Genomic DNA, 26508 nt, shown 5'->3' on the forward strand with positions numbered 1-26508 from the left:
TTCGGTATAATCTTCACGAAAATAGCTTCTTTTCTGTATTTTCCCCCGAAAAGTCATGAAAAAAAGCTGCCGGCGCACCGACAGCTCACTCTTCTTCGTGTTTCTTTCTCGTTCGACGATACAATAAGTCCAGACTTTCTTTTAACGTCTCGTACTCTTCTTCCCGCAAGCTCTCGATTTGCTGGATGTAGGAAATCGTCTGCTTCCGGATTTCTTCTGTCAGTCGGTCGGTTTCGGAGTCGCTTTTGGCATCGTGCGTCTCCGTCCAATGGGTCGCAAAGTTGGCTGTCAGCGCACCGATCATGCCAATCCCTGTCACCATCAAAATCGTCGCCATGATCCGCCCGCCTGACGTCACAGGGGAAATATCCCCGTACCCTACCGTCGTCGTCGTCACGATCGACCACCAAAGCGCATCGGTGAAGCTCTTGATATTTTCGTTCACGCCGTATTCCAGCAAATAAATCGCTGTCGAGCTCCAGAGCATGATAATCGTAACGACCCCGAGAACTTGCCGCATAGGGCCGGAGCGGATGACGCCAAGCAAAAACGGAGAAGCCCGCACAATGCGCACCAAACGCAGGACACGCATGAACCGGGCCAAATACAAATACTGGTCCAAGGGAATCATCGCCACCAGATCGAACCAGTTGGAGATGACAAACTGCCGCTTGTTTTTTGCCTTCCACAAGCGAACCATATATTCTGCGATGAGCATGACGATAAGCCCGTTGTCGACCCAATGCATCAATTCGTCTGTCAGCAGCGGGTGGTTCGAGAAATCAGCAAAAAGCAAAATTGCATACGTAATTACTAGCATGATGACGAATATCTCATACATGACGCGCCAAAACACGAAGGACTCCTCCCGAGGACCGATCCCGCTTTTCTATATCTTAGTAGCTGATGAGAGCCGCCATCAGCAAGCCTGCCGCAATGCTCAGCCGGGAGGCGAAAATGCCGACAGAAACGTTGCCGTTCGGGATTTCCGACACCACTTTGAACGGCGTGATCCACTCGAACAAATAAAAAATAACGACTTGAAACACCATGCCAACCAATCCCCACACGACCAGATCCAACAGGTTGACGGAGTGATAGACAGCGGATGCAAGCACGATCGCCAGACCGATAATTTTTCCGCCCAAATCGTGTGCCGCTGCTTTCGCCGCCGCCATTTTTTTCGGGTCGTCTGTCTGTGCCCCGTCTTTGATCAACGCAAATTCCTTATACGGAGTCGTAAACGTAAAAACGAAAATGCCGACTGCCAATATCGGAATAGTCACGGCCAAATAGGCCAAAAAATTGAGTATGTAACTCCATTGTGTAATCATGCCGCACTCCTCTCCTTTTCGTTACCCTTTCATGCCGACCGGCAAGTAATAGGACAAGTTGTTGGTGATCGGGCCGCCGACACGGGCCACGACCGCAGACGCTTCTCCGCCAATCCAGAAGGAGCCCCACAACAGCCTGCCTTGATACGGGCCTGACAGCGTCTGTACCGTAATCTCGGGCAATTCCACCCGCTTTTGATAAATCATCGGCTGCTCCCAGTAAAATTCCTCCTGATCTTTTTCGACCAGTGTCCCATCGGCTGCAAACAGCGCGACACCGCCACCCTCTCTGCCGAAAATCGGCTTGGTGACATAGTCATTCGCTCCTGCAAACCGATTTTCGAAGTACGTTGGAAGCATGTACGTCTCGATGATCGCGTGTTCTTCTTCCTGGAAAAATTCGCCTGCCTCGTGCAAGTTCCAGATCAGCGCCTGGAGCGCTTTCGTCTGGATCAAAAACGCAGACGGCGGATTGATAATCGCCAGTTTTTTCGCAGCGATCAGGGAAAGCACGTGCTCCCCTGTGGGATAGCCGTCTTCGTCCCGCTCTTCGGCCAGCTTTTCCAAGGCGTGCAGCCGATACAGCACATCGACGGGAAGCAAGCTGCCCTCTGCTTCGACGTACAGTCCGTCTTCCCAGACGCGAAGCTTTTCCAGCGGCGCAAATCGGGCGTCGATTCCCGACTTTTCCATCAGATACAAGGTCGTTCCCTTGTCTTCCTCGTGCCAGTCCAGCGAGCTGAACCAGACGTGCTCAACCGGATAGCCCTTGTCGCTGTAAGCTTGCATCAGCCTGGCAAAAGCGCGTTGCAGCTGCGCGTCCATCCCGGCATTCGGGTTTTTCACCCCGAAGTAGCGACACGCGTGTTCGTTGACGTGAAAAGCTTCCACAATCCCTGTCGGGGTATCGCTGTTGCATTCCAGCATCTTCAGCCCTTCGCTCGTGCTGGCGAAGTCAAAGCGGCCGATCGCTGTAGGCAAATCTTGCAGGACAGCGGTTCGCACGGTTTGCAACGCTTGCGCCGGAACGCCCAACTCAAGCAGAAGCGCATCGTCCGCGCGTTGCAAGACAGGCATCACTTTCGTAAAAATGCGGCCGAGCTTTGCCGTTGCTGTCGCAAGCTCCTCCCGAAACGATTCGGAGATGAGGTGGATATCCGCCAGCGCATACTCTTCCCCGTACATCCAATCCCACAGGAAAATTCCTTCCTCGCGCAAAGGGCCGTACAGCGCTTCTCTTCGGTTCTTGTTATCCACTTCCATCACCCCGAGCTGGACACGCCCGAGCTGCCGATTCCACCTTTGGAGCTGCTGGGGCTAATGCCGCTGGATACTCCTGACGACTTGCTTTTGGACGAACTGCCGCCGTAGTAGCCGGACGATCCGCGCGAACTGCTCCCGCCGTCGTCGCAATATCCGTCATTGTCATCGTCGTAGCAATCGTCATCATAATCAGACGAGCATCCGCTAATAGCCAGCGTTGCCGCCACAAACAGACCGACCACCTTTGCCGATTTTGTCAGTGCCATGCTTTTTCCCTCCTACCCTGCCGGCTGTGCGTAGTAAATGTACACCTGACGATCCTCATCCACCTCAGCCGAGGTTTTTTCCCATTCGCGGCCATTCAGATACAAATAGTCGCTTTGCAAATGCAGGAGAGCATCGTCGTCATCTTTGAACGAAAACGTGTGCACGAGTGGGTAGAGACGTGTGTTCTCCCTGTATTCGCGCATCTCGATCTGGATGCTCCCCCAGCGCACGGACGGTCTTTCGGCATAGTCCACCGCCGTCTCCTCGGACGAGTGGCGGACGTAGATCACATATGTCCCGCCCTCGATGGCGCAAGAAGTCTTCTCGTAGACGACATGCCCCTTCACCAAATAGTCGCAGGCAAAGCGCAGCGACACCTCGTCCTTGTCGATGCGATCGTAATAAAACAGGACAGGGTACCCGTTCGTCTCGTCCAGCAGACGATATTCCAGTCTAGCCATGCTGTCACCCCATTTCTCAGTAAAATGATGCCCTTTTCAAGATAGCACCAATTTATACGCATCACGGAACAAATGGTTGCCGAAAAAACACGAAATTCGGCTAAAAAGGGAAAAGCTGGTGCAAGAGTCCCGTCTCCTGCCCCAGCCTTGGCCATTTTTGTGAAGGCTCTTTTCGCAAATTTTGTTGCTATTGCTGTTGTGGAAACGTGTGTTCTATAATGAAAATCAGGAAGTCTATAGGATTTCCATTTACCGTGAATGCACGCTTCGCTTGGTACTATAAATATCAAGCAACTCACGGCTTTTCTAAAAGCAACAATTTCTTAGAAAAGAGCGTTTGTGAAAATGGTCGCGCTGTTTGTATGTGGCTTCCAAGCCTATCGCTGCACATTCGCCACGTGCTGCTCCACTGCCATCGCGCGGATCGTCTCGTGCAGCTGACCGTTTGTCGCTACGAGCGAACGCGTCTGATCCTGGAAAAACGGCTCGTGTCGGTAAGGCTCACCTTGCCAATCGGTTATGGTAGCGCCCGCTTCACTCGCGATCACGATTCCGGCAGCCACGTCCATGATCCCCGAACGCTGCATGACGATGTAGTCGAGCCAGCCATTGGCGAGCAGGCACCAATCGAGTGCCGGAGCCACGTTGCGCAACAGACGCTTCGTCTGGAGCATGAACGGCTCTGTAAAAGCAAGCTCCTCCTGCCTGGTCACGGTTTCGCGTCCGCGAATGTACGTCCCTGCTGCCCGCGTCAAGTCTGTCCGGTTGTTGATGGAGATGCGTTTGCCGTTCAGGAACGCTCCTTGCCCTTTTTCCGCCCAGAACATTTGACCTGCTACCGGATTGTACACGACGCCAAGGGCGAGTTCGCCTTTGTGCTGCAAGGCAATCGATATACTAAAATACGGATGGCCGATAAAATAATTGTTCGTGCCGTCCAGCGGATCGACAATCCACAAATACTCCTCGTCGCGGCTGACCATCCCGATCTCTTCGGAAAAAATCGTATGCGTCGGGAAGTGACGGTGCAGCACTTCAATGATGCGCTGCTCGCTGCCTTTGTCCTCCGGCAGTTTCACATCGTTATGCAGCTCCTCGTCAGGGGTGAGCTGCTCCAGAAAACGCTCCTTCAAAAAGGCTCCTGCCACACTTGCTGCTTCCTTGGCAATTTCCAGCATCGGCTTTTCGCTCCTTCATTGGGTCGTTTGTCCATTGTTTTCCCTTGCATTCCTCATGCGCACATCACTATGATAGAATGACACCCATCGTGAAAAAGACAAAAGACGCAGCGCAGGCGAGCGGGCGCAAAGCCAGGCTTTGGCGCATACAGCCCGACGCTTTTTAGGAGGGGAAAAACATGAACAGCGACTTCATTCGTCTGAAAAATATGGAGGGTGAGCTGAAATTCACCCAGATGAACAATAGCTACGGCTTTACGGTCACGACAAAAGAACTCGTGTTTTTCAAGCCGCACCTGACCTACCACCTGTTTTTGCACGATATCGTCAGCATGGTGCCGCATACGCTCGATACGGCGCCGATGTCGTTTCGGCTGAACAGAGAAACCGTCCACACGACCTTTGGCTCCCAATACTACAAAATCGGCGTCAAATGGGCGCGGATCGTCTCTCGTTCCGGCATCGTGGAGAAAGAAAACATGGAATTTATCGTGCCCCTCTCCGGCAAGATGCTGACCTATATTTCACAATACAGCGGACTTGTTGTGATCCGGTGAAGTTCAGGTAAAAAATTTTCGATTTAAAACGATAAACGAACCCGTGCCGTGCGCGATCCGATGGTTACGCTCGTCGTAAACGCTGCCTTCCATGACGACCAGCGTCTGTCCCCGATGCAAAAATGTCGCTTCAGCGCGCAGCCGTTCCCCTATTCCCGGACGCAAGTAGTTGAGTTTCAACTCGGTCGTGACCGCGTACTGCTCCGGGGGCAGGGAACGGTTGATCAACGAGCCCATGGCCGAGTCGATCAGCGTGGCGAGAATCCCTCCATGTACCGCGCCTCCCGAATTGTGCATGAACACCGTGAGCGGCAGTTCGAAGCGATACGACTGCTTCTTTTCGTCGATAAACTCTCCCTTCAAGCCGAGAAAGCCTGAAAGATAGGCACTTTTGCGCTCGCGCTTTTGCCGGATAGCCTGCATCGCCAACTCCAGTATTTTGCGCTCCTCATCGCTGCCTTCCTCGCAAATACTTTTCAATTCCTCTATCATTTTGTTCACTCCAACAAAATTAAAATTCGTTCTCTTATTGTAGCCGATAAAGCTTGTTTTCGCCATGCTGCAAGCGGCATGGCAAGCTGCCTGCAAGCGTCAGACTGAGCAAATGTTCAGACTTTTACGGTTGTTTCTACTAATAAAAATTGATAAGATAGTGCAAAACATAAGACAGGTCATTTTCAAGCAGGAAGGGAGAGCTATACATTGGCTAGACAACGCAGTGACATGATTAAAAAAGGTTTCGACCGCGCACCGCACCGCAGCTTGCTCCGGGCGGCAGGCGTAAAAGACGAGGATTTCGACAAACCGTTTATCGCCATCTGCAACTCTTACATTGATATTATCCCAGGCCATGTGCACTTGCAGGAGTTTGGCAAGCTGGTCAAAGAAGCTGTTCGCGCCGCAGGCATGGTTCCATTTGAGTTTAATACCATCGGGGTTGATGACGGGATCGCCATGGGCCATATCGGGATGCGCTATTCCCTCCCAAGCCGCGAGATCATCGCAGACAGCCTGGAAACAGTCGTAGCCGCGCACTGGTTCGACGGCATGATTTGCATCCCGAACTGTGACAAGATCACTCCGGGAATGATCATGGGCGCTCTGCGCGTCAACATTCCGACTGTCTTCGTGACAGGCGGACCGATGAAAGCAGGCAAGACAAGCGACGGCCGCTCCATCTCGCTTTCCTCCGTATTCGAAGGAGTCGGGGCGTACCAGGCAGGTCTGATCGACAACAAGCAGCTGGAAGAGCTGGAGCAATACGGATGTCCGACTTGCGGTTCCTGTTCCGGTATGTTTACCGCCAACTCGATGAACTGTCTGCTCGAAGCGATCGGTCTGGCGCTGCCAGGCAACGGCACCGTCCTCGCCGTCTCTCCGGAGCGCCGCGAACTGGTACAAGCCTCCGCAGAAAAACTGAAAAATTTGATCGAGCGTGATATCAAACCGCGCGATATCGTTACCCTCGAAGCGATCGACGACGCCTTCGCGCTCGATATGGCGATGGGCGGCTCGACGAATACCGTTTTGCACACATTGGCGATCGCTCAGGAAGCAGGCATCGAGTATCCAATCGAGCGCATCAACGAAGTGGCGAAGCGCATTCCGCACATTTGCAAACTGGCGCCATCGTCCGACTACCACATCGAGGATTGCCACGAAGCAGGCGGCGTCTCCGCTGTTCTCAAGGAAATTGCGCGAAAAGAAGGCGCGATCCATCCGAACCGCATCACCGTGACAGGCAAAACGCTCGCGGAAAACATCGCGGAAGCGGAAATCAAAAACGACCAGGTGATCCGCCGTCTGGAGAACCCGTACAGTGCCTCCGGCGGTCTGGCCGTCCTGTTCGGCAACTTGGCTGAGCAAGGCTCGATCATCAAAACGGGCGGTGTCGATCCTTCTATTAAAAAGCACGAAGGACCAGCGATCTGCTTCGACTCCCAGGAAGAAGCGCTGGCGGGCATCGCGGCAGGCAAAATCAAGTCCGGTCATGTCGTCATCATCCGTTACGAGGGACCAAAAGGCGGTCCGGGCATGCCAGAAATGCTGGCTCCTACTTCGCAAATCGTCGGGATGGGACTCGGCAAGGAAGTGGCTCTCGTCACAGATGGCCGTTTCTCCGGCGCTTCCCGCGGCATCAGCATCGGGCACGTCTCCCCGGAAGCGGCTGAAGGCGGCCTTATCGCGTTCGTCCAAGACGGCGACATCATCTCGATCGATCTCGAAGAGCGCACGATTCACCTGAACGTAGACGAGGCTGAACTGGCCCGCCGTCGCGAAGGCTGGAAAGAATTTGAGCCGAAAGTGAAAACAGGCTACCTGGCACGCTACTCCAAGATGGTAACGAATGCGAGCATGGGCGGCATCCTGAAAATCTAGTACGCGCACGACCTAATAGAAAAGAGAAAAGCCCCCTTCCCGCTGGCCTAGAAGTAATGGCCGCAAAGGAAGGGGGCTTCTTCTTATTCATTCATGAACGAAACACTTGCCGGACTCAAATCACCCAGGCGCCACAAAGCGAGCTTGTGGTAGCCTTCACTGGCAATGACTTGCGACCAGGTTTGCAATGTCGTCTCGTCGGCATACCAAACCGTGTGCTTCTGTTTTTGCTCGTCTACGTACTGGAAATAAAGGCTGCCACTCGCCTCGTCACGCTGCGGTTGCGCCATATTGACTTTCGCCAAATACACGGCTTGCTGCTCCGTTACCTGGACCGCCTTGCCCGAAGCTGTCCAGTCAAACCCGCCAGACGCAATAGCAATTACCTTTTCTCCCGGCACGACCTTCATGCGGGTTGCCAGTTCTTTGATGAACGCCCGGTCCGCTTTCGGTCCTGGCCCGGTCGAGGTTCCGTACAGGTTGTACGCCATCATCACATAGACGGGGCCTTTGGGCAGCGCGAGTGTTTCAATCGGCGTCCGCGGCTCCAGCACCACCCGGAGGGTCTTTTCTTTTGCCTGAAGGCGCTTATGCAGTTCCTGGATAAACAGCAGCATGTTCTGCCAGTCTTTGTCCGCAACCCGTTCGTAGTCGATCTCCACCCCATGGAACTGGTACGTCGTTACCGCCTCCATGATCTGGTCGATGTGCTTCGTCCGGCTTTGCGGCGTCGCCATCAGCCGCGTTACGATCGCCGGGTCCTTTTGGCTGTCCGTGCCATTCTTGCGCTTCTGATCGTTCACGATCGTCAAATCCACATGGACGAGACTGCTTTTTCGCGAGATTTCCTGGACTTTGGGCAACCCCTCTTTGAACATATCGGTAAACAGCAGTTGATCCGCTTCGTCAAAATAGGCGGCAAACATCTGCACACTGGTCAAACCGTTCGTCATGCCTTGCAAATCCGCGGAGCCGTCCATCCATTGCCAGTCCGTGACCCAGGCTGTCTTCTCCATCGGCTGTTCTGCCGCCTCCACACTTTTCCACGAATCGGAAGTGCTTCCCAAGATATCGCAGCCCCCGAGTAACGTCCCAATAGCACTGAGGCATACTGCGAGAACAATCGTCTGTTTTTTGAACCGCTTCTTCATCGTCACCTGACCTGGTTCCCCTTTTCCTTCTATGTTAGAACGTTTCGATGACCCAGTCGATGGCAGCATGGAACGCTTTCTCCGATACGTGCACCACTTCATCCCAGCCCGAATACGAATTTTTGAACAGGATAGCATCGCTCGCCTCGCCATTGGTCGGAACAAACACGCTCATGTCCGTAAAAATCGCATCGTAAATGTCATCTTTTTTGTTTTGCTTGCTGTACTGGGCTTCCAGTGCCAAGCCGCCTTTCTCCATGGTAGCATCTATTTGCTGTTTGTCTATCAGCAGCTGTTTGTCCACAGCCACAGATAACTGATTGTCCCGGAGAGTGATGTCAAGCAGCCTAGATTGTTGAATATTGATCGGGTATCCCTCGTCTTCCTTGGGAGCACCCGCTTCCGTCTGGGCCTTGCTGTAGACGGTCGCCTTGTCGTACGCCAAATCTTCCGGCTTCCATTGTACCTCGCCGAGCTTGGTCTTGGACAGCTCTTTTACAGCGCTGCCAGGCTTTTTCTCTTCGAGCTTGAGTTCATTGTTTTCCAAAGTCAGGCGAATGAACGCGTTTTTCTTGCGGTCATAGCGCAAATAAATCGCTTGCTTGCCGACGACGTTGCCTTCGAGCTTTGCTGTAAAGCCCACATCTTTGTAGTTTTCGCTGTCGCGCAAATAAATCTGGCCGTTCTCGCTCGGCGGGGAAGTCAAAATCAGTCGGTTGTCCTTAAATTCCTCCGCCCCGCTCATGCGCTCCCATTGTTTCGCCTGGTTCTCGTCTCCCAGCACGAATTTCATCTTTTGCTGCGTATCCTTCTGAATTTTCATCAGCAAATGATTGGTCGACCAATAAGGGGCAGGCTGCACGCGAGTCAAGTTGTACAAGCTCTCGTCACGCGAATTGTACACGTTGCCTTCCCGGTTGAAATGCATGGCGAACAGCTTGCGGATGTTCGCATCATTGACATCGGAAACGAGCCGGTTCATCCCTTGATAGAGCGTATTGGCGTGCATGATCATGTACACGCGCGGGACAGACCCGAGCTGCTCGGTGTAAATATCTTTCATCAACTGATAGTCGTGGGTAATCCGTTCTTCCATCTGCGTCCGATTCTCCACCGGAATCATGTCCTGATCGCGGATGAAGTCCATCAAAAAATGGTTGTAATACTCCACGTGGTTTTTCGTAGGCAGCTGGTTTTCGTCTCTCACGCCGATAAACGTGCCGTCCCGGTCAAAAATATTGATGTAGGTCAGCCGATAACCGTTTGTGCCCATTTCCCAGAAGCCTTTTTCCTGCATGCGCAGCAAATCTTTGGGCTGGAGAAACTTGTTGTCGCTGTTGCCCATCTTGTTGGCGTACGTCAGCGCAGTTGCCTTGTAGTTGTACTTTTCCAGAAGCGGCTGAGCAAACAAATGAGAGTCGTTTCGCCCATCTTCAAAAGCGAGAAACAAAGCTTTGTCTGGCAGCGGCTTGTTTTTTTGGTAAAAATCCAGAACATCTTGTTGCGAAATCGTCACGTAGCCTTGCTTGCGGAGCGCCTTCAGATGTTCATCCAGCAGCTCTTTGGCAATCAGCTTCGGTGTGCCGTTGCGCCCGACGCCAAAGTAGGAAAGGGCAATAAATCCTTTTTGATTTTGCCACTGTGTCGTATCTGCCTGCACGTATTGTTTCGTATCGAAAACAGCTTGATAGACAATCATGCCGACAAGCAGCAAAATCGCCAATTGCCAGACAGTGCGAATCTTTTTTCGGCGATCCTTCTTTTTGTAATCCAGGGCGGCACTACGCTTTCCTCTCATCTCATCCCCCCCTTGCTCTCGAAATCTCCCACGCAGCAACTGTGTTTAAAACGGCAAGCTGAATCCTTTTTTGCCTTTTTGTTTTCGGGCTTCTTTTTTCAATTTCGCCTCAATGTCTTGCGGTGTCTCCCGTGTGCCCCAGGTCGATTTCCAGAACGTCACCCAGGCGACAGGCATTTGCCAAAGCAAGACAAATTCGTAGAACACGCAAAAAACAAACCCGAACACCCACAGCTTGCTCCTGCGGAACAGCAAATGAGCCAGACTCATCAGCATCGCCATCAGCAAAAGCCCCATCAAAAACGTTCCGGGGAACACGTGATGGACGAGCGGAACGTATCCGAGGTTGTACAACACGATGACAGGTGCTGCAATCGGAACAATCAGGCCAATGTAAAAGAACAGCGCCATGAACGGCTCTTTTTTCCAGATGAACATGCTGGCCCGCAGCGATTCACGCAGCCACGAACGCTTCCAGCGCATTTGCTGCTTCAAGAACACGCTCATCTTCGACGGCACAATCGTCGAACAGATGGCCGAGTCCTGGTAAGAGGTTCGATGTGTCTGCAAAATGTAGTTGGTCATGCTTCGGTCGTCGCCAAAAGTCGCAGGCTGACCGAGAAACTTCTGACTCAGCCAGGCATCGGAATGCTTGGTGATCAAATCTTTGCGATAGCACGACAGCGGCCCGGACAAGCACGTCACGCTGTCGAACCAGGCTTCTGCCGCTTTCATGATGCGAAAAGCGATATAGTACCGAACCGTTTGCAGCTTCGTAATCGAGTTCGTGTATTTGTTCTCCACGTCTGTCCGCCCGGCTACGCCGCCCATTTTCGGGTCCTGAAAAGGCTGAACCAGATGGCGGATCGCGGTCGGCTCCAGGAAGCTGTCCGAGTCCACAAACACGACCAGATCGTGCTTCGCCATCTCCACGCCTTTGACCAGAGCGACGCGCTTCCCGCCATTTTCGGGCAGGACATGCATGCGCACCCTTTCTCTCGTCATGAAGCGGTCGGCCTCGTTATGGATCATCTCGATGACCTTCTCGATCTGCTCCACCGAGCGGTCCGTCGAGCGATCATCGACCACGATTACTTCCAGTTTGTCGATCGGATAGTTTTGATTGACACAACTCAAAATCGTGCGATGAATCCATTCCTCTTCGTTAAAGCACGGGATGATGATCGAGACTCCCGGCGTAAAGTCCGGATTGATCGGCACATCCCGGTACAGGGCGCCAAAAAAGTAGCGGGTCAGCAAAAAGGCCGCCGCGATCAAGCTGTACATGTACAAAAGAATGTTGTACTGGAAGTAAATCACGCTCTCCGCGCGCATGAGCATGATGAAAATCGTCGAGAACAACAGCATGGCGCTGGAGCCGTAAATGGCGTAGCCCCATCGTTTTCTTTGCAGATATTCTGTCAGCGGCTTGGCAAATTCAAACGCCACCATCAGCTTCTCCTGCTCATCCTCGGTCTTCGTAAAGTTTCGGACGACCTTCGCCTCTAACTTGACGGATGATTCAAATCCTTCCGGCATCGTACCTGGAGGAATATCGCAATGAATCGAAACCGTTTTTCCCACAAACAGCCGCTCTTGGGCAGCTGGCCCAAATTCGCACAAAAGACCTGTTGTGGAAATATCGACTGCGCGCCCCTTGAACGCGCTTTTTTTCTGTTTCTTGCGCGTGTAGACCACGACATCAAAATTGGCCATGTAACGCAGGCTCAGCATCCGCAACCTGTCCAGGTAAGCTGGATCATCCTGAGCCACATCCGCAGCCTGTCCTCTTCGATCTGCCTGTGTCCGAATATTTTCTGGGTCTGGAACATTGGAGAGGAGTCGCCGATCCGCTCGAGAAACCGTCAGCACTTCATCTGTATTTTTCTTTTTCTTTTTGAATATCACTGTCGCTTCTCCACTCCCTCTTACAAGCTCCAGTAATGGTAACCCTTATTCACAAAATCGGCTTTTTGATAAACTCCTTTGATATCGAAAATCATTTTTGTCTGACCGCTTCCGTACATGGCATCGAAGTCGTCCACACTCATGCTGGCAAAAAAGGCGTGCGGAACCGCTACGATCACCACGTCCAATTCTTTCAGCGCATCCGGGTGGGAAAGCTCGATCCGGTATTCCTCGTACGCCAGTCTGGGATCAGCCAGCGGATCGACGATAAGCGGCACAATCCCGTACTCGTGAAGCTCGGAAACAATGTCCACTACTTTCGAGTTGCGAATATCCGGGCAGTTTTCCTTGTAGGCCAAGCCCATGATGCCGATTTTCACGTTTTTGACGTCCAGCTTCATCCGTACGACAGACTTGATGATTTGTTCCGCGATGTATTTGCCCATCCCGTCATTGATGTGGCGACCCGCCAAAATGATTTTGGAATGGTACCCGCTGTCTTCTGCCTTGTAGGTCAAGTAATACGGATCGATGCCGATACAGTGCCCTCCTACCAGACCCGGTGTGAACGGCAAAAAGTTCCACTTCGTCCGGGCAGCCTGCAGCACGGCCTTCGTATCGATGCCCATCTGATGAAACAGCATCGCAAGCTCATTCATGAACGCAATATTGATGTCGCGCTGGGCATTTTCAATGACCTTGGCTGCTTCGGCGACCTTGATGCTCTCCGCCCGATACACGCCCGCCTCCACAACCAGCCCGTACACCCGTGCCACCGTATCCAATGTTTGTTCGTCCATGCCTGATACAATCTTCACGATCGATTCAAAACGGTGCACGTCATCGCCCGGATTGATGCGCTCCGGCGAATAGCCGACTGTGAAATCCTCTCCACAGCGCATGTTCGATTCGCTTTCCAGTATCGGGATGCATATTTCCTCGGTCACTCCCGGATACACGGTCGATTCGAAGACGACAACCGATCCTTTCGGCATGTGTTTCGCTACCGTCCGCGTCGCCGCCTGTACGTAGTGCAGATCAGGCACATTGCCGCTCTTGATCGGCGTGGGCACGGCGACGATGAAAAACCGCGCTTCCGACAGTCTTGTTTCATCTGACGTAAAGTCAATCGTACTGGCTCGCAGCCGCTCCTCGTCCATGCTTCCATCCGGGCATAGCCCGTTTTGATAATTATCCACTTTTGCACGATTGACATCAAAACCGATTACAGACACTTTTTCTGCCAACGCAACTGCTACTGGTAACCCTACATATCCGAGTCCGACGACAGCAATTTTTTCCTGGCGCTCTACAATTGCGTCAAACAGATCCATGATGTTTCTTCCTCTCTCATTGTCGATTACGAACCAAACATTTCTGACATTTTCACAAACGTATAGCCTTTCTCTTGCAGCTTCTCAATGATGGTTGGCAACGCGTCTACGGTTTTTATGTCATCGAGCATGTGCAGCAGGATCACACTGCCATTTTTTGTTTTCTCGATGACGATGTTTGCAATTTCGTCCGCCGTCTTTGTTTTCATGTAATCGGAAGGATCTACATCAAAGTTCGTAATGGTATGGTAACCAGTCGCTGAAATAGCTTTTAATGTATTGTCATTAATGGCTCCGGTCGGTGGTCGGAAGTACATGGTCGGCTTTTGCTGAATCGCGCCTGTAATGATCTGATGCGCTTTGACGATTTCTTCCTGCATCTGAGCCACTGTGATTTTGGTCAAAACGGGATGAGAGTACGTGTGGTTCGCCACATCGTGTCCTGCTTCATATATCGCTCTGGCGAGGTTCGGATTTTTTGCCACCCCGTCGGCCCGCAAGAAGAACGAAGCTTTAATCTGGTACTTGTCCAATGTGTCCAAAATTTTTGTGACAGTAGCATCGCTTCCCCAGTCGTCAAAAGACAGGGCGATCTGCGGCTTGTCTGACTCGTCTCTTTGTACATATCGATAAGTAACATTTTGAACATCCAAATTGATTTTCGCAGCGTCATAGCCTTCAATTTGCTCAGCTGGCTTTCTCTCTTGGCTGCCTGCAATCAAGTCTTTCAAAGGAACAAAGCGATATCCGGCATCGTTTGCTGCCCGCGCCAAAAGAGCAACATTCTCGGCGAGTTGCTTGCTCTCAACGGTGTCCATGGTTATGATCCCGCCACGATTGATGTATTTTCTGACGTAGCGCATTTTTTGTTCTTCTGTCTCTTTTTCCCAGTTATGCAAAAACAGGCTGGTGGAGATAACAGCTTCATGGCCTGCGCCCGCTGCGGCCAACAAAATGTCATCGGTATAGGTCGCCGATTTTGTTCGCACGTAACGTGTTTTAATCCCTGCCTTCTTCTCAATGACATCTTTGGCCAGCTTGATCTCGGAGCTGATCTTGTCATAGGGAAGCTTGCTCAGATCGAGCAGATTCAGTGTATTGTTCTCGACCTCATGGCCGCGGGCAGCGATTTCTTTTGCCAGATTCGGCTCCTCGGCTACACGCATGCCAGGCAAAAAGAAAGTCGCCTTGATCTGCTGCTTGTCCAGTGCATCGAGCAGTTGTTTCATCTTCTTGCTGTCAGCCATCCCGTTAAAGGTAAGAGCCAGTTCTCGCTTGGTCGTATAGACGAAAGGAATGCCCTTGCTTTTTTCTCCTGTATAGCGAATGATCTTTTGAGTCGTTTTGGTTTTTTGCGCAGCGTAGCCAAATGGCTGGCCCCGATCGTGCAGCGGAGCGCATCCTGCTAACACGGCAATCGCAAGCATCGCCATGGCTATGGAAAACAAGAATGATTTTTGGTTTCTTCCTATCTTTTTGGGCATGTCTTTTCTCCTTTTCTCCCGATATACGCAAAGAAAATTCCTCGACTACAGTCCTTCATACTACTCCTTATGAAAGAAAACAGCTATAGTCAATTCCAGGCAGTTTTCCCGCGTTTTACTTTGGAACCATGTCAGCCATTTTGACGAATTTGAAGCCTTTCTGTTTCAGCTTTTCCAAGGCAACAGGCAGCGCTTCAACTGTATGTATGTTGTCGAGCATATGAAGCAAAATGACGCTGCCGTTTTTCGTCTTGGTCATGATTCCGTTGACGATATCATCGGCGCTGTGTCTGGCATCCCAGTCCAGCATCGTCACGTCGTACATCGCGATGTTTTTGTATCCGACTGCCGAGATCAATCGGGCTGTCTCGTCGTTAACGACTCCTGTCGGTGGACGAAACAGCATCACAGGCTGCTGCTGAATCGCATCTGTAATGACACGGTGCGCTTTCACCAAGTCTTCTTGCAACTCCTGCGGCGAAATCGTCGTGACGACCGGATGGCTGTAACTGTGGTTCGCCACGTCGTGCCCGCCTTCCACCATCGCCCGCGCCAGGTTGGGGTTGTCCTCTACCCCTTTTGCCCGCAGGAAAAAGGTCGCGACGACATCGTGCTCTTCCAAAATATCGAGAATCTTCGTAACCGTCTTGTCGCTGCCCCAGTCGTCAAAAGTCAGGGCAATTTTCGGTTCGTTCGTCTCCATCTGATAGATGAGGTGATAGGTGGCATTTTTCGTGTCGGGATTAATTTTTGCCGCATCATAGCCAGGAATTTGTTCCAGCGGCTTGCGCTCTCCTCCGTTTTTCACAAGCTCCCCCAGCGGAACGAGCTTGTAGCCGATGTCATTGGCCGCTTTCGCAATATAGGAGATGGCGGGAATCACTTCGGGATTGATGTCTGTATTCATCGTAATAATCCCGCCCCTGGTCATGAACCTCTCCACGTACTCGCCAATCGCCTTTGCATCCTTTTTCATGTCCCGGTCTTTCGGATTGATGCTGTAGCTGACTACGCCTTTCATTCCCAACGCAGCCGCAGCCAGACGGACATTATCGGTAACATCCCCCGATTTGGTGCGCACATAGCTTGGAGTGACTCCGGTCTGCTTTTTGATTACGTCGTTGCCAAGCTGAATCTCTTTGTAGATTTGCTCATAGCTGAGTTGGGCATCGTCCAAGTGATTCAGCGTGTTGTTCTCGATTTCATGCCCTCGCTTGAGGATTTCCTTGGCGATCTCCGGCTCTTCCGCAACCCGCATCCCCGGGAGAAAAAAGGTCGCTTTGATCTGGTACTTGTCCAGCTCGTCCAGCAGCTTCTTCATGGTTGCGTCATCCCCCATCCCGTTGAAGGTCAGGGTCAGTTCTTTCTTTGCTGTATATACAAAAGGAATGACTTTGCTCTTCTCACCGTTGCTCGCGGGAATCGTTTGAGTCGTATTCGCTTTCGGAACGTTGTTTGCTTCTTCAACCCCAAACTGGCAGCCGACAAGCAAAGAGCTTGCAATCATCCATGCACTCCACGGCAGAACCCGCCGTTTGCGTGGCGTACGCGTAGTAACCATCATTTTTCCTTTCCCCTTGTCATAAAATATGTACAAGAATGACAATATAGGTAATTTTACCTATGAAAAAAGTTCCAGAAAAGCAGTTTTCTTTCTAATTTCGCACTATACACTACTTTTAAAGAGGTAGTAAAGCCCTAAATTCCACACTTTCCCTGCGTATGCCTGTGTTCATTTTACATAAACGGCTTATGAATGAACAACATACATATTGTAGTTTACCATAAACATTATCAGTCACTTTTCTACCATTTTCGCACGTATACAAAAAGAACGATCCACAAAGGATCGTTCCGAGAAGCATTGCGGCTTGTTCTTTTCCAAAATTTGCTTGCGCTTTTCTCGCAACAATCTGCGCTGCGAGACGTATTACTAAGTAAGAGAACAAAGAATCAGCTACAGAACACGTCGCGCAGAAACGAAGCGCTTCTCCCAGGACGTTCCTTTAAATGCGGTAAAGGTCACACCCGGTTGCCCGTAGGTATGTAGAATCTTGTTGTTTCCCGCATAAATAGCAACGTGAGTAATCCGCTTGGACTTCGTCGTCGTGCTCGCCTTGAAAAATACCAAATCCCCTTTTTTCAGGTTGGCCTTGGACACACTCACGCCTTTTTTCGCCTGGTCACGCGAGGTACGTGGCAAGCTTTTGCCTACTGCTACACGGAATACGCGCTGCGTGAAAGAAGAGCAGTCAAAAACAGCTGTTGTCGAGCTCTTTGCACCAAATTTATAGGGGGTCCCCAGATATTTTTTACCTGTGCTGATGACTTTGTCTGCCTTCGCTTGCGTCCAGGCTGCGTGAGCTACATTTTGCTCTCCTGGCATTGGCAGTGCAATCGCTGTTACTCCTAAAGTCAATCCCATTACGATTCCGATGAGGGTTTTTCGCAATTTCATGTTGTTCATCCTCCCTTTTGACAGAACGCGCTTCTACGAGATGGTTTCGGTAGAAGCTTTATTTATGCAAAGTTTGGGTGACCTCTCACTTGTTCTCTACTTTACCAAAGCTGTCGTGCTGTGAAATTACCAAAAACTTGGCAGAAACCGATTGAACAAATGGATGTGATTTCCGCTTGACGCCCTCAAGCCCGCTGTAACAGGCATTCCTTAAATTTTCAGTTTATTTTCATGCCAAAATGTTCCTCCGGTTTTGTCCAATTGTATCCAGTGCGATTCGCCGATTGTCCGCATCATATGCGACTTATGACCTATACCCACTTGCAAAAAATCCCTTTTCGCGCTATTTTCACGCGGGCAAAAATGGTTTCTTCCTTCTCTCTCTTCTCTATGCTTGCAACCTGTTGAGAGTCATCGTAAAGTAGATAGGAGTTCGTTTTGAAGGAGGAACATATGCGACTGCGTAACATCCCAGGCGCCGAAGCGGCCCTGCGTGAATATCCGACATTTGTAGACAGCCCGCTTTCCTATAAAGGAAGATGGAAGGAACGCTTCGGAAATGACAATCCGATCCACGTGGAGATCGGCTGTGGAAAGGGACGCTTCATTAATACACTGGCAAAGCGTCACCCTGATACGAATTTCATTGCGGTTGAACTGAAAGCAGAGGTTGTTTTGCGGGCCTTGCAGCGAACCGAGTACGAGACGATTCCGAATCTGGCATTTATCCAGTTCGACGCCTCCAAGATCAGTGAACTGTTCGCCGATCATGAAATTGCCCGGATTTATTTGAATTTCAGCGATCCGTGGCCAAAGGCGCGCCATGCCAAGCGCCGCCTCACCTACGCCAGCTTCCTGAACAACTATCGCCAGGTGCTCACCCAAGACGGCGAAATTCATATGAAGACCGACAACGAAAAGCTGTTTGAGTTCTCCCTCAATCAATTCGCTGCCGAGCGCTTTCAGATGAAGAACATCACCTTTGATCTTCACCAATCGAAGCTCGCAGAAGAAAACGTGATGACCGAGTACGAAGAGCGCTTTTCTTCCAGAGGACAGCGAATCTACCGGGTAGAAGCCAGCTGCTTGATAAAGTAAGCGAAGCGCAACGCTTTTACAAGTAAATGACTCCCACGCGAACACGCTATGGATACAGCTCGTGCTTGCGTGGGGTTTTTTCGATCTTTCAAGCAAAGGATTGGGAGAAAAGCATATGAATCGCTACGATGATGCCTTTCACGAATGGAATAACAGCCTTTTGTTCGCGCGGTTACGGATGACCTCGATATTCTTGCTTTTGTGCTATCCCGTCTTTCTGTACGTCGATCTCGTCCTGCTTAAAGACGTCGGCAATCCGCTGTTTCTTTACACGCTTACTTCTATACATACATCAGGCTTTATCGCCTCCTTGATTCTCGTCTTCATCTATCAAAAATTTCAGAAGAGCGAAAGCTTCATGCGCTCCTCCTGGCCGCACTCTCTGATCATTTTGTTCGTGGCGGGCTACGTCCTAGCAAGCGCTCTGTCGTCTTTGAACAGCCACAGACTCTCGGGAAATATTGACGCCTACGTCGTCGTGCTCATCGGGGTTGCAGCCGTCTTTCCGCTGCGCCCGCGGTACTTCGCCTATATTCTTGTGCCTTGTCACTTGCTGTTTCTGTATGTGTTGGCGCAAATTCCCCAGGATGATTTCTCGCTTCACGCCAAACAGATCAATACGAGCATGACGGTGTGCATCTCCTTTTTCATCGTGCTTGCTTTCCATTCTTATAGAAAAAAAGAGTTCAACTACAAGCGTGAGCAAAAGGAATCAGCGGAAAATTTGCGCAAATTGTTTGACATCAATCCGTACCCGCTGCTTCTCTCCCGTCTCTCTGACGGGCGCATTTTGCTGATGAACGAGCGCGCCCAAAAAGAATGGCCCTGCACAGCAGGTGACGAAGAACGTTACGACACGAGCTATGTTTTTCAAGACGCAGCAGATCGCCAGGAAGTCGTCGAGCAACTGCGCAAAACAGGCAGCATCAAAAACCACGTGCTCCAGCAAAAAAGCGCGCCGGGCTTTACCCGTTGGGCCATGGTTCACTATGAAGTGATCGAGTACGACAACATCCCGTGCATTTTATCCGGGATGACAGACATCACCGAGTTGAAAAAAGTAGAAAGCGAGCTGGCAAAGCACGCCTCGATCGACTTGCTGACTGGTCAGTTGAATCGCCGGAGCGGGATCGAAGCCCTGCAACAGATCGTCGCTGAATCCCGCAGCTCCTGGATTTCATGCACGATTTGCTTCGTCGACATCAACAATCTCAAGCAAGTAAACGACCAGTACGGACACCGGGAGGGCGACGCGCTGATCACGACGGTGTGCGATGTGATCAGAGGCGTCATCTGCGCTGACGACATTTTGTTTCGCTACGGCGGTGACGAGTTCATCATCCTCTTTACCGGCAAGTCGCAAGAAGCAGTCGATGCGCTTTGGGACGTCATCTGGCAGCAGTTTTTGGCGATCAATGCCGCCCAGAAAAAGCCGTACCTCATTACGGCGAGCCACGGACTGTTTTATTTCTGCTCTGGTATGGATGTAACGATCGAGGACATGATCGAGCAAGCTGATGCAGCCATGTACAAAGAAAAAACCAGACGGAAAAAGGAGCTGTCCGACATGGTCGGCGGCGCTCATCCGCTGGTTTAATCCTGAAAAGCCGCTAGTTGTTCAGTTGCCGTCTTTTCGCCCGCTCACCATTCTGTACACACGTTCTGGCCGTCCAACCACGCCGTAGGAAAGGTCAGCGACGGCTTCGCCAATAGCAACCAGATACTCCAAATAGCGACGGGCCGTTGAACGGCTGATGCCCGTTTCTTTGCTGACCAGCTCGGTAGTAGCTTCTTGTGTTTGCATCAGATAGCCGGATATTTTGTCCAGTGTAATCTGATCAATCCCTTTGACGGCTCTTCCTTCCGCTGGTTTTTTGCTGCTTGTCCGGGAAATCAGCTCATCAATCTGGGCCTGGCTGATTTGCTCCCTGTCCTGTTTCCACTCCCGCACTTTTTGCCTGAACTCCTGGTAGCTCTGCAAAGTCTGTTGCAGGCGGGCAAAAATCAGCGGCTTGGTGATGAAATCAAAGACGCCGTAGCGTATCGCTTCTACGACGGTATCCACCTCTTTGGCTGCTGTCAGCATGATGCAGTCGCACGCGGGAAACTGCTCCTTGATCACAGACAAGAAATCCAGTCCGTCCATGTCCGGAAAATAAATGTCCAACAGCACCAAATCGGGCTGAAGCAGCTCCAGCTGATCCCTGGCTTCCTGGGCATTGGTCGCAATGCCGACAACCTCGTACCCTTCCACCTTTTCCACAAAGCGACGATTTACTTCGGCAATCCTCAAATCGTCCTCTACAATCAAAACCCGTATTGCGCTTTTTCCCGCCATGCTCTTCAATACAGCTCTCCCTCCTTCATCTGCGACGTTCAAACCTCTTTCGGCAGCGTCACCGTAAAAATAGTTCCGCCCGCCGGATTACCTGTATGCGTAATATTGCCATGCAGCTTGGAAACCGCTTGTTGCACCAGATGCAGGCCGTACCCGTGATTCGGCTGCTGCTTGGTAGAAAAGCCAAGCTCGAATACCCGCTCGGCATGTTCCCGCGAGATGCCTGGGCCGCGATCTTCTACTTCGATCAACAGCACCTCTTCCATATCGAGCAAAAAGATCGTGATCTCCTGGGCAAAGGCGCCCGGTGCCCAGACGGCATCCATCGCATTATCGAGCAAATTTCCCAAAATGACAATCAGTTGGGCGCGATCAATAGCCGCTGGAATTTCGCGGAAGTTGCTTTCCGGATCGATTTTCAGCTCAATTTTGCGCTCATTGGCCTGATTCAGCTTGCCGAGCAAAAGTCCGGCGATCAGCGGGTCTGGCACCTCTTGCAAAATGAATCGCGTATGGCTGACGTGTGCATCCAGCTCAGACGAGATAAACTGGATCGCTTCCTGATACGACTCCAACTGGATCAAACCGGAGATCAGGTGCAGCTTGTTGGAATACTCGTGCGTTTGCGAGCGGAGCACTTCAGCATATTCCTTTACCCTGGACAGCTCCTGTGTCACCTCGAACAATTCCGAACGGTTGCGGAAGCTGGCGACAGCGCCCGTGATCTGGTTGTTCGCATCCTTGATCGGCACGCGGTTGACAATCAGCACCTGCTCGTTCACCAGCGCTTCGCGGTCAAACTCGGCTTCCCCCGTCTCGATTACTTCCGTGAGGCCAAGCGCGTGCACCAGGTCGTCCTGCTTCTCTGTCAAACAATCGCGCTCCTTTTCCTGCTTTTGGCCGAGCAGTCGTTGCGCCGTCTGATTGGCAAGCGTGATCGCCCCTGTCTCGTTGACCGCCACAATGCCTTCGCGAATCGATTCAAGCACAGCCTGGTTCTCCTGATACAACCGTCCGATGCTCGCTGGTTCCAAGCCGAAAATCGCTTTTTTGACATTCCGGGCAAGCAGCATCGTACACACGACGCCCAAAAGCAGCATGATGATCCCGACGAGCACAATCCGGTCGCGGTACGCTTCAATCGTCTCATTAATATCGGCAAACAAAAATCCGACAGATACGACTCCTATCACTTGCCCTGCTTCATTATAGATCGGCGTTTTTCCCCTGAGGCCAGGCCCCAGCGATCCGACCGTTTCCGAGATGATCGAGTTTCCTTCGAACACCGTTTCGTTATCGCCCCCGACCATCGGCTTGCCGATTTCATCCGGGTCTGGATGGGAGTAGCGAATCCCTTGCAAATTGCCAACTGTAATAAAAGCGGCGTTCGTGCTTACCCGGATTTTTTCCGCAATCGGATTGATAATTTTGGCCGGGTCCTCTGTGTAAAACGCCTGCTTGATTTCCTCCATTTGCGCCACGGTTTTCGCCGTGTCCAACGCCCGTCTGCCAATCTCTTTTTCCAGGGCATCCGCGAGCATCCGCTCAAACGTAATCCCCAAAATCACGATGACACCCAGCAGGAGCGAACAGATGATCAACATCAGCTTGCTGTGAAAACGCACGTTCCTCTCCCCCCTTCTTCTCATTGTAACCCAATTTTGCGTCCAACTGAAAAAGAGGCCCTTCGCCCGGCCCCTTTTTCCCGCAAGTTCGCAAGTTCTCTGCTACAACGTGAGCACTCCCGTAAGCAACGCGACAACGATCATGACAAGCGAAGTGCCGAATGCCCATTTCATAATAAAGCGCTGCGTCTGCGCGTAGTCCACGCCAACCATCCCCAGCAGCAAATATTGAGCGGCAAACAGCGGACTCAAAACGTGCAAGGGCTGGCCGAGAATCGACGCCCGCCCGATCTCTGCCGGATCGACTCCATATGCTGCTGCCGCATTTGCCAAAATCGGCACCACGCCGAAATAATAGGCGTCGTTGGACATGAAATACGTAAAAGGCATGCTGGTCAAAGCGACCAATACAGGCATGTGCGAGCCAAGCGAGTCCGGCAGCCAGGAGACAACCGTATTCGACATGGCGTCAATCATTTTTGTCTCGGTCAAAATGCCCGTAAAAATTCCGGCAGCGAAGACCATCGAGACAGTCGCGAGAGCGTTGCCCGCGTGCGCTGCGATCCGCTCCTTCTGGTCTTCCATTTTGGGATAGTTGATCAACAGCGCGATGGCAAACGCGATCATGAACAAGATGGGCAAAGGCAAAAAGCTGGTGATAAGTCCGAGCATCAGCGCAACGGTCAGCAGCAGATTAAACCAGAGCAACTGTGGACGCTTGCTCGCAGTTGCTTCATGAGCCGCCGCCAACTCGGCTTGTGCTGGCGACGATGCGCGAGATGCACCGCCAAGCTCGATAATCCCCAGCCGTTTCCGTTCTGCTTTGCCCAATATACAGGCGACGAAAATGACCCAAGCGATCCCGGCAGCCATGGCAGGAATGAGCGGAGTAAACAGCTCGGATGCGTCCAGTCCCAACACACTCATCGCTCTCGCAGTCGGACCGCCCCACGGCGCCATGTTCATGACGCCCAGCGCAAGCATCGGAATGACCGCCAAAATCATCGGTTTGATCCCCATTCGTTGATACAGCGGCAACATGGCCGTGACCGTAATCATGTAAGTCGTCGTACCGTCTCCGTCCAATGCGACCAGACTGGCGAGAATCGCCGTACCGACGACGATTTTCAGCGGATCGCCCTTGACGATCTGCAATATTTTCGCAATCAGCGGATCAAACAAGCCAGCATCCATCATGATTCCGAAGTACAGGATGGCAAACAGCAGCATGATTCCCGTAGGCGCAATCTGCTTGATACCGGCAAGCATCATCGTGCCAAGCTGATCCGCAAAGCCGCCGAGCAAAGCAAACACAACAGGAACCACAATAAGTGCAACCAAAGCCGAAAGTCGCTTCGACATGATCAAATACATGAAAACGGCTACCATTAAAAAGCCAAGCCATGACAGCATACCTTTTTCCTCCTTGGGAGAATGCGCTTACAACAACGTGTACGAATGCGCTTTCATTTGCTGCTGTCATTATAGCAATGTTCGTAAAAATCCGAATACAATTTGCGCATAAACAGTTTTACCCGCATTTTTGTCATAAACGTCATAAAATTCACGATACGCCTGTCTGCTTATTCGTTTAAATGGTACAATAGTGACAACCTATATTTTTCCAAACGGAGGTTTGCATGCTCGATTTCGGAATCGCATCCATCCCACTGTTCATCATGCTTTTGTTTTACGGCCTGATCATTTATTTGCTCATTAGCCTGATCCGGTTCATGAACAACAAAATTGCCCTCGACCAAGAACGAAATGAAAAGCTGGACCAATTGATCCAGCTTCTACAAAAAGGCGAACAAAAAGAACCAGCCGCTCCCCCGCAATCCGACCACCTTGACACACGCTAGACCGTCCTGTTGACCGCAAGCACTCACATCCCATTTCATGAAAAACGTCTCGACGTTTTTCCCAGAAAAAAGCCCGAGTCCGTCTCTTCACGGCTCGGGCTGCTATTATTTTCATCTTTGTGCGATCTACACATCCCGCTTTCCAAACAACCGGACAGCCAGCGCCAGCGTCGCCGCGCCGTAAAACAGCGTGTAGAAAAACATCAACTGGCTTGGCGGAGACGTGGTGCCAAATATCCCCTGGGAAGCAAACGAAATCGGGTCCTCCGCTGCCTCGAAAAGCGCGACCGTCGATTGTCTGAACAGCGAATCGGTAGGAAACAACAAGCTGGATATAATCCCGATGTTGATCAGTGCGTTCTCCCCCAAAATCGACCCGATCTGCTCGACAAACCCGCCGATGAAGCTGATTCCGTACAAAATGATCAGGATGATGCCGCCTGTTACCGTCGTCGTGATGCTGCTGAGCAGCAAGGAGACGCAGACGAGAATCACTGGCATCAGGATAAAATACCCGAGCGAAGTCCCTATTTGCTGCGCACTCACGTCAACCGCCAGCATGCCTCCGCCAACCCATTGATTGATCCCGAGAATGCCGAGAAACATCAGGAGCGCATAGAGGACAAGCATGCTCGTCAATCCGCCGAACTTCCCCAGGACGTATCGGTGGCGCGGCAACGCCCGGGCCAACCACGTATCAATCTGATGACTCTCGACTTCGTGGGCAATACTGCCGACACTGCTCAGGATCGCGAGCAGCGCCGTAATGAACGAACCAAAGTACAGGCCCATGCCGAGCAGTTGCGTGGAGAAAAAGTTTTTTTGCAGCAGCATGTCACTTGCCCTGCCACCCCATGACTCGTTCATTTCCCGCGCCGCATACCAGGTCGCTACGCCAAACAGCAACAGGAAAGCCAGCGACATCAATATCGTAATCGTAAAAATCCGCTTGGAGATCATCTCCCTATACGTGATTTTCATGATCGGCCACATGTGCTTCCCCCTCCTTCTTTTGCACCCAGTACAAAAATACTTCCTCCAGCGATTGCTGCTTTTGCACAACCTCATGTACCGCCGCGCCTCGGCCAACCAGCGCCTGCAAAAGAGCCGGAACCCGGTTGTCCTGATCCAGAGTCAAAAGCCACGTGGCACGAGAAGCAGCTTCCCTGAGCAATCTGCTCTCTGTCACGAATGCCGGAAGCTCCTCCCCCGCCGAAAAACTCGCCGCTTCCACCGTAAGCTCCACCTGCGGGGCAACGCTGCTCAGCTTGCGCCAATCTCCATGCACGACCAGCTCGCTGCGGTGAATAATCCCTACATAGTTGCAGACGCTCTCCATCTCGCTCAGCAAATGGCTGTTGAGAAAAATCGTTTTTCCTTGATCGCGGAGCCTGGTAATCAACTCGCGCACTTCTTTTCGCCCAATCGGGTCCAGCGCCGAGGTCGGCTCATCCAAAAAAATCAGCTCGGGATCGGACAAGAGCGCACAAGCGATTCCGATGCGCTGCTGCATGCCTTTGGAATAGCCGCGAATGCGCTCGCGCTCACGCCCTGCCAGCCCTACCTGCTCCAGTACATCCCGGATGACCGCTTTGCCCTGGGAACGGGACAATCCGCACAGCTGGGCGTGGTGCTCCAGGAGCTGTTGGCCCGTCAGCCAATCGGGGTAGCGAAACAGCTCCGGCAAATACCCGACCTTTTGCCGCGATTCCACCGTGCCGATCGGATGCCCAAGCATGACGGCCTTGCCCGCTGTCGGGTGCAGCAGACCGAGCATCGTTCTGACAAACGTGCTTTTCCCCGCGCCATTTTGCCCGAGAAATCCAAACACACTGCCACGCGGCACTTGCAAAGTGATGTTTTTGCAGCCCGCCTTGCCGTTGTACTGCTTGGACAAATCCCAGGTCTCGATTACGTAATTGGACATCTCATGCCTCCTAAAACTTGAAACTTTAGCGGAAAACGGGACAAAGCAGAGCCTCCCCTACAGGAAAACTCTGCCATTCCGCTTTA

General features: G+C 51.7%; 24 protein-coding genes. 5 read left to right on the top strand and 19 right to left on the bottom strand.

Annotated elements, in window-relative coordinates:
• Window positions 1-85: 85 nt before the first annotated feature.
• The 6 genes from HP435_RS20560 to HP435_RS20585 form a co-directional block, all read right to left on the bottom strand.
• Window positions 86-856 carry a potassium channel family protein gene (locus HP435_RS20560; RefSeq protein ID WP_122963932.1) on the bottom strand — a complete coding sequence of 257 codons (771 nt, stop codon included), beginning with the start codon at window positions 854-856 and terminating at the stop codon, window positions 86-88.
• 40 nt (window positions 857-896) lie between these two features.
• Window positions 897-1334 (bottom strand): DUF350 domain-containing protein, encoded by a 438-nt coding sequence (locus HP435_RS20565; protein WP_063228032.1) that lies wholly within the window; start codon window positions 1332-1334, stop codon window positions 897-899.
• Window positions 1335-1355: 21 nt separating this feature from the next.
• Window positions 1356-2597, bottom strand: coding sequence for a glutathionylspermidine synthase family protein (locus HP435_RS20570; RefSeq protein ID WP_173599138.1), 1242 nt, complete (start codon window positions 2595-2597; stop codon window positions 1356-1358).
• Complete coding sequence (locus HP435_RS20575; protein WP_122963930.1) at window positions 2597-2863, bottom strand: hypothetical protein; 267 nt, start codon at window positions 2861-2863, stop codon at window positions 2597-2599. The genes HP435_RS20570 and HP435_RS20575 overlap by 1 nt, the downstream gene beginning before the upstream one ends.
• 12 nt (window positions 2864-2875) lie before the next feature.
• Window positions 2876-3325: a hypothetical protein gene (locus HP435_RS20580; RefSeq protein WP_173596849.1), complete on the bottom strand. Its 450-nt coding sequence runs from the start codon at window positions 3323-3325 to the stop codon at window positions 2876-2878.
• A 377-nt stretch (window positions 3326-3702) separates the two neighbouring features.
• Window positions 3703-4503, bottom strand: a complete 801-nt coding sequence (locus tag HP435_RS20585; RefSeq protein WP_173599102.1) for an inositol monophosphatase family protein — start codon at window positions 4501-4503, stop codon at window positions 3703-3705.
• Window positions 4504-4682: 179 nt separating this feature from the next.
• Between HP435_RS20585 and HP435_RS20590 the strand changes: the two genes are divergently transcribed.
• Window positions 4683-5060 carry a hypothetical protein gene (locus HP435_RS20590; RefSeq protein ID WP_122963927.1) on the top strand — a complete coding sequence of 126 codons (378 nt, stop codon included), beginning with the start codon at window positions 4683-4685 and terminating at the stop codon, window positions 5058-5060.
• A gap of 3 nt (window positions 5061-5063) precedes the next feature.
• On the opposite strand, the gene HP435_RS20595 is transcribed toward HP435_RS20590, so the two are convergent.
• Window positions 5064-5552 carry a PaaI family thioesterase gene (locus HP435_RS20595; protein WP_122963926.1) on the bottom strand — a complete coding sequence of 163 codons (489 nt, stop codon included), beginning with the start codon at window positions 5550-5552 and terminating at the stop codon, window positions 5064-5066.
• 210 nt (window positions 5553-5762) lie between these two features.
• On the opposite strand from HP435_RS20595, the gene ilvD reads away from it, so the two are divergent.
• Window positions 5763-7439, top strand: coding sequence for a dihydroxy-acid dehydratase (ilvD, locus tag HP435_RS20600; RefSeq protein WP_122963925.1), 1677 nt, complete (start codon window positions 5763-5765; stop codon window positions 7437-7439).
• Between the two features lie 83 nt (window positions 7440-7522).
• Here ilvD and HP435_RS20605 read toward each other — a convergent pair whose 3' ends face one another.
• The 7 genes from HP435_RS20605 to HP435_RS20635 all read right to left on the bottom strand — a co-directional run bounded on the left by HP435_RS20605 (window position 7523) and on the right by HP435_RS20635 (window position 17572).
• Complete coding sequence (locus HP435_RS20605; protein ID WP_173599137.1) at window positions 7523-8590, bottom strand: glycosyl hydrolase family 18 protein; 1068 nt, start codon at window positions 8588-8590, stop codon at window positions 7523-7525.
• A 34-nt stretch (window positions 8591-8624) separates the two neighbouring features.
• The gene (locus tag HP435_RS20610) at window positions 8625-10388 is read right to left on the bottom strand and encodes a polysaccharide deacetylase family protein (RefSeq protein WP_173599101.1); all 1764 of its coding nucleotides are present in this window, start codon (window positions 10386-10388) and stop codon (window positions 8625-8627) included.
• 45 nt (window positions 10389-10433) lie between these two features.
• Window positions 10434-12296 carry a glycosyltransferase gene (locus tag HP435_RS20615; RefSeq protein WP_122963923.1) on the bottom strand — a complete coding sequence of 621 codons (1863 nt, stop codon included), beginning with the start codon at window positions 12294-12296 and terminating at the stop codon, window positions 10434-10436.
• Window positions 12297-12316: 20 nt separating this feature from the next.
• Window positions 12317-13630: a nucleotide sugar dehydrogenase gene (locus HP435_RS20620; RefSeq protein ID WP_173599100.1), complete on the bottom strand. Its 1314-nt coding sequence runs from the start codon at window positions 13628-13630 to the stop codon at window positions 12317-12319.
• Window positions 13631-13656: 26 nt separating this feature from the next.
• On the bottom strand, window positions 13657-15114 hold the full coding sequence (locus HP435_RS20625; RefSeq protein WP_122963921.1) for a polysaccharide deacetylase family protein: 1458 nt from the start codon (window positions 15112-15114) through the stop codon (window positions 13657-13659).
• A gap of 115 nt (window positions 15115-15229) precedes the next feature.
• Window positions 15230-16675, bottom strand: coding sequence for a polysaccharide deacetylase family protein (locus tag HP435_RS20630; RefSeq protein WP_370641107.1), 1446 nt, complete (start codon window positions 16673-16675; stop codon window positions 15230-15232).
• A gap of 396 nt (window positions 16676-17071) precedes the next feature.
• The gene (locus HP435_RS20635; RefSeq protein WP_122963919.1) at window positions 17072-17572 is read right to left on the bottom strand and encodes a C40 family peptidase; all 501 of its coding nucleotides are present in this window, start codon (window positions 17570-17572) and stop codon (window positions 17072-17074) included.
• A gap of 453 nt (window positions 17573-18025) precedes the next feature.
• Here HP435_RS20635 and trmB point away from each other — a divergent pair, with 453 nt between their 5' ends.
• On the top strand, window positions 18026-18670 hold the full coding sequence (trmB, locus tag HP435_RS20640; RefSeq protein ID WP_173599099.1) for a tRNA (guanosine(46)-N7)-methyltransferase TrmB: 645 nt from the start codon (window positions 18026-18028) through the stop codon (window positions 18668-18670).
• Window positions 18671-18785: 115 nt separating this feature from the next.
• Window positions 18786-20267 (top strand): sensor domain-containing diguanylate cyclase, encoded by a 1482-nt coding sequence (locus HP435_RS20645; RefSeq protein WP_122963917.1) that lies wholly within the window; start codon window positions 18786-18788, stop codon window positions 20265-20267.
• 21 nt (window positions 20268-20288) lie between these two features.
• Here HP435_RS20645 and HP435_RS20650 read toward each other — a convergent pair whose 3' ends face one another.
• From HP435_RS20650 to HP435_RS20660, 3 genes are all read right to left on the bottom strand, one after another.
• On the bottom strand, window positions 20289-21008 hold the full coding sequence (locus HP435_RS20650) for a response regulator (protein WP_122964069.1): 720 nt from the start codon (window positions 21006-21008) through the stop codon (window positions 20289-20291).
• A 38-nt stretch (window positions 21009-21046) separates the two neighbouring features.
• Window positions 21047-22657 carry an ATP-binding protein gene (locus HP435_RS20655; RefSeq protein WP_173599098.1) on the bottom strand — a complete coding sequence of 537 codons (1611 nt, stop codon included), beginning with the start codon at window positions 22655-22657 and terminating at the stop codon, window positions 21047-21049.
• A gap of 78 nt (window positions 22658-22735) precedes the next feature.
• Window positions 22736-24046, bottom strand: a complete 1311-nt coding sequence (locus HP435_RS20660) for a CitMHS family transporter (RefSeq protein ID WP_122963915.1) — start codon at window positions 24044-24046, stop codon at window positions 22736-22738.
• Between the two features lie 227 nt (window positions 24047-24273).
• Here HP435_RS20660 and HP435_RS20665 point away from each other — a divergent pair, with 227 nt between their 5' ends.
• On the top strand, window positions 24274-24495 hold the full coding sequence (locus tag HP435_RS20665; protein WP_122963914.1) for a hypothetical protein: 222 nt from the start codon (window positions 24274-24276) through the stop codon (window positions 24493-24495).
• A 126-nt stretch (window positions 24496-24621) separates the two neighbouring features.
• Here the strand turns inward: HP435_RS20665 and HP435_RS20670 are convergent, their stop codons facing one another.
• Window positions 24622-25488 (bottom strand): ABC transporter permease, encoded by an 867-nt coding sequence (locus tag HP435_RS20670; protein ID WP_063228018.1) that lies wholly within the window; start codon window positions 25486-25488, stop codon window positions 24622-24624.
• Window positions 25460-26422 (bottom strand): ABC transporter ATP-binding protein, encoded by a 963-nt coding sequence (locus HP435_RS20675; protein WP_173599097.1) that lies wholly within the window; start codon window positions 26420-26422, stop codon window positions 25460-25462. Before HP435_RS20675 ends, HP435_RS20670 begins: the two co-directional genes overlap by 29 nt.
• Window positions 26423-26508 lie beyond the last annotated feature (86 nt).

The organism is Brevibacillus sp. HD3.3A, from assembly GCF_013284375.2.
Taxonomy (GTDB): Bacteria; Bacillota; Bacilli; order Brevibacillales; family Brevibacillaceae; genus Brevibacillus; species Brevibacillus parabrevis.